7 protein-coding genes are annotated in these 6,416 nt (G+C 65.6%); 2 read left to right on the top strand and 5 right to left on the bottom strand.

What is annotated here, in order from left to right; genetic code table 11:
• Positions 1 to 106: 106 nt before the first annotated feature.
• Entirely contained in the window at positions 107 to 1,249 is a 1,143-nt protein-coding gene (gene asd / locus QRN51_RS17250; RefSeq protein ID WP_284755049.1) for an aspartate-semialdehyde dehydrogenase, read from the top strand.
• A gap of 83 nt (positions 1,250 to 1,332) precedes the next feature.
• Here asd and QRN51_RS17245 read toward each other — a convergent pair whose 3' ends face one another.
• Complete coding sequence (locus QRN51_RS17245; RefSeq protein ID WP_284991064.1) at positions 1,333 to 2,451, bottom strand: winged helix DNA-binding domain-containing protein; 1,119 nt, start codon at positions 2,449 to 2,451, stop codon at positions 1,333 to 1,335.
• A 109-nt stretch (positions 2,452 to 2,560) separates the two neighbouring features.
• Here QRN51_RS17245 and QRN51_RS17240 point away from each other — a divergent pair, with 109 nt between their 5' ends.
• Complete coding sequence (locus tag QRN51_RS17240; protein ID WP_284991063.1) at positions 2,561 to 3,031, top strand: hypothetical protein; 471 nt, start codon at positions 2,561 to 2,563, stop codon at positions 3,029 to 3,031.
• Positions 3,032 to 3,051: 20 nt separating this feature from the next.
• Here the strand turns inward: QRN51_RS17240 and QRN51_RS17235 are convergent, their stop codons facing one another.
• The 4 genes from QRN51_RS17235 to QRN51_RS17220 all read right to left on the bottom strand — a co-directional run bounded on the left by QRN51_RS17235 (position 3,052) and on the right by QRN51_RS17220 (position 6,412).
• A complete protein-coding gene (locus QRN51_RS17235; protein WP_284991062.1) occupies positions 3,052 to 4,119 on the bottom strand; it encodes a UDP-N-acetylmuramate dehydrogenase in 1,068 nt (355 codons plus the stop codon).
• 84 nt (positions 4,120 to 4,203) lie between these two features.
• Positions 4,204 to 5,526, bottom strand: a complete 1,323-nt coding sequence (locus tag QRN51_RS17230) for an MFS transporter (protein WP_502870875.1) — start codon at positions 5,524 to 5,526, stop codon at positions 4,204 to 4,206.
• The gene (locus tag QRN51_RS17225; protein WP_284991060.1) at positions 5,523 to 5,960 is read right to left on the bottom strand and encodes a MaoC family dehydratase; all 438 of its coding nucleotides are present in this window, start codon (positions 5,958 to 5,960) and stop codon (positions 5,523 to 5,525) included. The genes QRN51_RS17230 and QRN51_RS17225 overlap by 4 nt, the downstream gene beginning before the upstream one ends.
• A 2-nt stretch (positions 5,961 to 5,962) precedes the next feature.
• Positions 5,963 to 6,412, bottom strand: a complete 450-nt coding sequence (locus tag QRN51_RS17220; protein ID WP_284991059.1) for an FAS1-like dehydratase domain-containing protein — start codon at positions 6,410 to 6,412, stop codon at positions 5,963 to 5,965.
• Positions 6,413 to 6,416: the final 4 nt, after the last annotated feature.

Raw genomic sequence — 6,416 nt, 5'->3', positions numbered from 1 at the left:
GCCCCCTGCAACGCTTGACAACTATAGAAGGGTCAACAACTGCGAGTCAGTTGGGTCGTGACGTAACCGACAGCGGCCGGGAGCCGCGAAAGTCTAGACTGGTTCAATGACTACAGCAGCTAATCCGTCCGTTGGACTGGTCGGTTGGCGTGGCATGGTCGGCTCCGTCCTGATGCAGCGCATGCAGGAAGAGGGCGACTTCGCCAACATCAACCCGGTATTTTTCTCCACCTCGAACGCGGGAGGTGCCGCGCCGTCATTCGCCGACGGCGCAGGCAAGCTCGAGAACGCGTTCGACATTGAGACTCTTGCCAAGCTGCCGATTATTGTCACTGCCCAGGGCGGCGACTACACGAAGCAGGTCCACGGCGAGCTTCGCAGCCGCGGCTGGGACGGGCTCTGGATCGATGCCGCGTCCACGCTGCGCATGAACGATGACTCCATCATCGTGCTGGACCCCATCAACCGGGACGTCATCGACGCCGGACTGTCCGGCGGCGTGAAGGACTACATCGGCGGCAACTGCACCGTCTCGTGCATGCTCATGGGGCTCGGCGGCCTCTTCAAGAACAACCTGGTCGAGTGGGGTACCTCCATGACCTACCAGGCGGCGTCGGGCGGCGGTGCCCGCCACATGCGCGAACTGCTCAACCAGTTCGGCACCCTCAACAACGAAGTCAGCAGCGAACTGGACGATCCCGCTTCCGCGATCCTGGAAATCGACCGCAAGGTCCTGGCGACCCAGCGCTCCGGCGTCGACGCCACCCAGTTCGGCGTGCCGCTGGCCGGCTCCCTGATCCCGTGGATCGACGCCGACCTCGGCAACGGCCAGTCCAAGGAAGAATGGAAGGCCGGGGTGGAAACCAACAAGATCCTCGGCACCGGCAACGGAAAGCCGGGCAAGGACCACGTTGTCATGGACGGGCTCTGCGTCCGTATCGGTGCCATGCGCTCCCACTCCCAGGCCCTGACGCTCAAGCTGCGCGAGGACTTGTCCGTCGCCGAAATCGAGAAGCTCCTGGACGCTGACAACGAGTGGGCCAAGGTTGTGCCGAACACCAAGGAAGCCTCCATGGCGGACCTCACCCCGGTTGCTGCCTCCGGCACTTTGGAGATCCCGGTCGGCCGCATCCGCAAGCTCGAGATGGGCCCCGAATACATCAGCGCCTTCACCGTGGGCGACCAGCTCCTCTGGGGCGCTGCCGAGCCGCTGCGCCGCATGCTGAAGATCGCTACCGGCACCCTCTAGTAGTCCTGCTTTCACCAACTAACTCGCAGTTGATGTCGTTTTGAACGCTCATAACGACATCAACTGCGAGTAAGTTGGGTGCCTCAACGCTCCATGAAGCGCATGTACTTGGCGGCCTGGAGCTCGAAGGACCGTTTGGCCGCTGGTGTCAGGCCTTCCGGGGCGAACGGTTCGGGAACGACGACGGCGGTCCGGCCAGTGCCGCTGCGGGACCAGGTGCCCACCACTTCGCCGCCGGACACAATCATGCGTTTGAAGACCCCGTTGCCGCCCGGAACGACCTTCTGGAAATGCTCCGGCGGCAGGACAAGGCTGCGGTCCGTATACCCGAGAAGGAATTCATCGAACCCCGGCAAGGCGAGGATGGTCCGCGAGCCGGGAACGCCGTCGTCGAGCAATGCGGCCGTCTCTGGCGACAGCCAATAGGACGTTGCACCAAAGACGAGCTCAACGAGTTGGCTGCGAATAGCCTCGTGGGCTGCCCGGACCTCGGATTTGGGGATCTGGGTCCACCACGCGAAGTCTTGGAGCGTGGCCGGTCCGTGACTGCGCAGATACCTGAGCAGAAATTCGGCAATCCCTTCTTCCCGCCCCAAGATCTTGGATTCCGGAATCCACTCGTCGAAAGCCACGAACAGTTGCTGTCCAAGGGCTTTGCCCGCCGTCCCCGCCGGAGGTCCTTGGACCAGCCACGCGTTCTGGCACAGGATCCAGAGCAAATGGATCCCCCGTTGGGCCGCGGTCACTTGGCCCGCGGATTCGAAGATCTTGAAAAGTTCCTCGCGCGTGGCGCCCGGGCTGCCAGCGACGCGTTCAAGGGCAAGGTCCCGGCAGGCGGCGATGTCTGCCTTTTCGATGCCGAGTTCCCGGTGCCGTGCGGCAACCGAACGCATGGACCGCTCCGTGGTGATGCCCAGGATCCAACGCAAGTCCTGCGGCGGAACCAGGTGCAGCGTGCCCCTCATGGGCCAGGACCGGACCACGGTGCCGTTCTCCAATGCTTCCAGCACTTTCGAGAGGCCGGAACCGGGGACGCGCTGGCCCACTGCCCAGAACGCCGAGGCAAGATCCTGGGCCTGCATGGCACCCATCGTGGAGACGCATTCCTCCGGGCTGCTGAATCCCCCAAGCAATCCTTGGCTAGCGAGGCGCAGCCTGCCCATGACTTTGGGAGTGACCCGGATCTTCGCCGAAGCTGACATGGCCCCATCATAGGACGCTTGGCGGACAGCTTCGGTCCTCATTAGGACGCCCCAGGAACTCCCATGCCGCTCACAGGGGCCTACCAGCGGGCCCTCCTACGCTAGGGGAATGCTGTTCGGTGAGTTAGGTCCGCTGCTGCGGCCGCTCAGCCGGCGGTTAGCAGCCGCTGGTTGGTGCGCCGCCGCCGTCGGGCTTGTCTGCGGCCTGGCAATAGCGGTTGGTGCGGGGGTTCGACTGTCCCCGTCGATGCAGGCTGTCCAAGAGGTGGGACTTGCCGCCACCGGCGCGGCAGCCCTCCTCCTAGGCCTTGCTGCCGCGTGCCAGCCATCGTCCGATCGGCACGTTGACGACCCCGAATCAGGGTTCCAGACAAGCGCCAATGATCAAGTGCGCAGCTTCCTGCTCGCCGCCGTCGTCATGCTCCTGGGCGTGGCAGGCTTCGCGGCAGCCGGCTGGATTTCGCCCGGCGGTCCGTCGCCGCAGAGCATAGCGTTCAGCCAGATCTTCCTCTTGGGGGCCGCCAGCTGCGGGCTGACGTTCCTGTTGCTCAACAAGGTCCTCCCGAGCGGAAAGCGCTGACGCGCATAGCCCTCGGGTTCCTACAGGGCGAGGCCGATCAGTAGCGGTTCCGGGTGCAGTTCAATGCCGAAGCGCTCGACGACGCCGCGGCGCACCTCGCGCGCGATCGCCACCATGTCCTCTGCGCTGGCTCCTCCCCTGTTGGTGATGGCCAGGGTGTGTTTGGTGGACAGCGAGGCGCGGCCTCCGGACACGCTGGATGGATCGAGTCCGAAGCCCTTTCCGAAGCCTGCCTGGTCGATCAGCCAGGCCGCCGACAGCTTGACGAGGCCATCGTTTCCAGCCGGGTACTTCGGCGCTCCCTCGGGCAGCGATGCGGCCGCTGCGGCCGGGACAATCGGATTGGTGAAGAAGGAACCCGTGGAATACGTGTCCCTGTCCGAAGCGTCCAGGACCATGCCCTTGGAGGCACGCAGCCGCAGGACTTCGCGCCGGACGTCGTTGGAATACGCGCGCTTCCCGGCCTCGACTCCGAGGGACCGGGCCAGCTCCGCGTAGCGGATAGGCGCGCTCATGCGTCCGAGCGGCAGCTGGAATTCAACCGTCAGCACCACGTAACGGGGTGAGCCCTCGGTGGTGGTCTGTTTGAGGATGGAGTCCCGGTAGCCGAACTTAAGCTCGGAGTTGGTGAAGGTTTGCACGGCGTTGCGTTCCCGGTCCCAGGTACGGACCGCTGCGATGGTCTGGGACACGTCGGCACCGTAGGCGCCCACATTCTGCACAGGAGTGGCGCCGGTGGCTCCGGGGATGCCAGAGAGGGCTTCCAGCCCGGACCACGCATGCAGCACCGAGTGCTCCACGAGGGTGTCCCAGTTGTGCCCCGCTTGGACCACCACGGAAACGCCCCCGCAACTATCCTCCGAGTTCATGGTGAAGCCTTGCGACGCGATCTTGAGCACAGTGCCCGGGTATCCGGTGTCCGAGATCAGAAGGTTGGATCCCCCGCCGATGATGAGCAATTTCTCGCCCGCGGCGTCCGCCGAACGGACGGCATCGATGATTTCCCCTTCGGTGCGGGCCTCCACAAAGGTGCCGGCAGGGCCGCCAACGGCGGCCGTGGTCAGTTCGGAAAGCATCGTCTGGGTCACCGAACAAGCCTAGCGGGGATTGCCTGCGCTGGCCGACTCAGGGACGGGCTTCCGCAAGGCGGGCCGGCTCAGGGACGGGCCGACTCAGGGACGGGCCGGCTCAGGCGCGCGCTTCCGCGAGATGGGCGCCAGGAAAAAGCTCGCGACGAGCAAGACCAGGACGGCGAGCAAGGAATGCAGGATGCCGAAGTGCTCCGCCAGCAAGCCCAAGAGCGGCGGACCGCAAAGGAAGGCCCCATAGCCGATCGTCGAGACGACCGATACCCGGGCAGCTGCGTGCGCCGGATCGTCCGCGGCGGCGGACATGCCCACCGGGAACCCCAAAGAAGCCCCCAGCCCCCAGATGGCCAGGGCCGCGAAGGCGAGCCACGGCACTGGGGCGAAGACGAAGAGCGCCAACCCCACCACGGCAGTGGCCGAGCACCAACGCATCACGGGCACCCTGCCGAAGCGGTCCAGGACCACGGTTCCGGCAAAGCGGCCTACGGTCATAAACGTCACGAAGATTCCATAGCCGATGGCGCCGGCAGCGTCGGATTGCCCGTGGCCATCGGCCAACGCCAAGGCCACCCAGTCCCCCGCGGCGCCCTCAGCCAGGGCGAGCCCCAGGACGAGCAATCCAAGCAGCAGGGTCCGGCGTTCGCGCCATGCCCGGGCCACCATGCGTTTGCTGTCCAAAGGTTCGGCCGGTCCCTGCTGGCCTGGTTGGATGACGGGCAAGGGGCCGGTTGAAGGATCTTCGAACGTGTCTGGCTTTTCGGGTTTGAAGGCCTTAGAGGTACCTCGTGCAGTGGAATGGCGGGTGATGTCCGCGCGGAACCAGGAAGCAGCTGTCACCACGGAGACGGCCACCACCAGGCCGGCCGCAGCCAGATGCCAGAAGACCGGCAGTCCCGCGGCAGCGGCCCACGCGCCGAGCCCCGCGCCCGCAACGGTGCCGAGGCTGAAGGATCCGTGGAGGCGGGGCATGATGTGCCGTTCAAGGGCGCGTTCCAGTGACGCTCCCTCTACATTGGACGCCGTGTTCCAGCTGGCCGTGCCGAGGCCGACCACCATGAGTCCAAGCGCCACGGCCACCGGGTTTGCCAGCACGGACGTGCCAAAACCGGCGACCGCCAGGCCGAGGCCCACCATGGCGCCGCCGATCCGCGTGGTCAACCGTGATCCGAGCCGGATCACGATCACCCCGGATGCGGACACGGAGAGGAACGATGCCACCGTCATGCACATCAGCAGGAGGCCTACCGTGCCGGGCGTCAGGTTCAGGCCATCGCGGATCGCCGGCAAGCGGGACACCCACGACGAGAAGGCCAGGCCACTGGCGCCGTACGCGGTCACCACAGCAGTACGCCACCGCGACAATTCCGCCGCGGTGGCGCGAGGTGCAGATTGTTGCAGCCGGCTCAAGCGAGCTTCACAACGGCCTGGGACTTCATGAGGACCTTCTGGCCGGCGAAGGTGACGGTCAGGTCGATGCGCGCGGTGCGGGCTTCGGCGTCGAGCGCTCCCACCACTCCGGCGACCTCGATCACGGCACCAGGCTCGCTGGTACCGGTGGTATCGGCGACCAGCACCGGTTTGGTGAAGCGCGTCTGGTAGTCGACGACGGCGGCGGGGTCGCCGGCCCAGTCGCTCACCAATTGCACGGCGGAGCCCATGGTGAACATACCGTGCGCGATGACTCCGGGAAGCTCAACGCCGGTGGCGAAGGATTCGTTCCAGTGGATCGGGTTGAAGTCGCCGGATGCGCCGGCGTACTTGACCAGGTCCTGGCGCGTGACCTCGATGCTGCGGGTGCCGATTTCCTGCCCGACAGTAAGTTCTTCAAGTTTCATGCTCATGGTTACTGTCCCTCTCTGCGGACCAGGATGGACGAGGTGGTGGTGGCGACCCTTTCGCCGTCCACCGTCGTGATTTCCGAACGAGTCGTGATCATGGCCCCGCCGCCCATGGCGCGGACGCCGTCAACGTGCAGTTCGGCCCGCAACTGATCTCCGGCGACGATCGGGCGGTGGTGGGTGAAGCGCTGGTCGGCGTGAACCACACGGCTGAAGTCAATCCCGGAATCGGGGTCCTCGATCAGCTGGGCATCGGCCCGCTGGGCGACGATGATCGCGAAGGTCGGCGGGGCCACGAGGTCGCTGTGGCCCAGGGCCTTGGCGGCTTCGACGTCGAAGTGGGCGGGGTGGGTGGCCTTCACGGCCCGGGCGAACTCCCGGATCTTTTCGCGGCCGACGTCGTACACCTCTGCGGCAGGGTAGCTGCGGCCCTGCAAGTCCGGGTTAATAGTCATGCTC

Source organism: Arthrobacter sp. efr-133-TYG-120 (genome assembly GCF_030209785.1).
In the GTDB taxonomy this organism is placed as follows: domain Bacteria; phylum Actinomycetota; class Actinomycetes; order Actinomycetales; family Micrococcaceae; genus Arthrobacter.
Note: the sequence above shows the minus strand (reverse complement) of the source record. Positions and strands in the feature narration are given on the sequence as shown.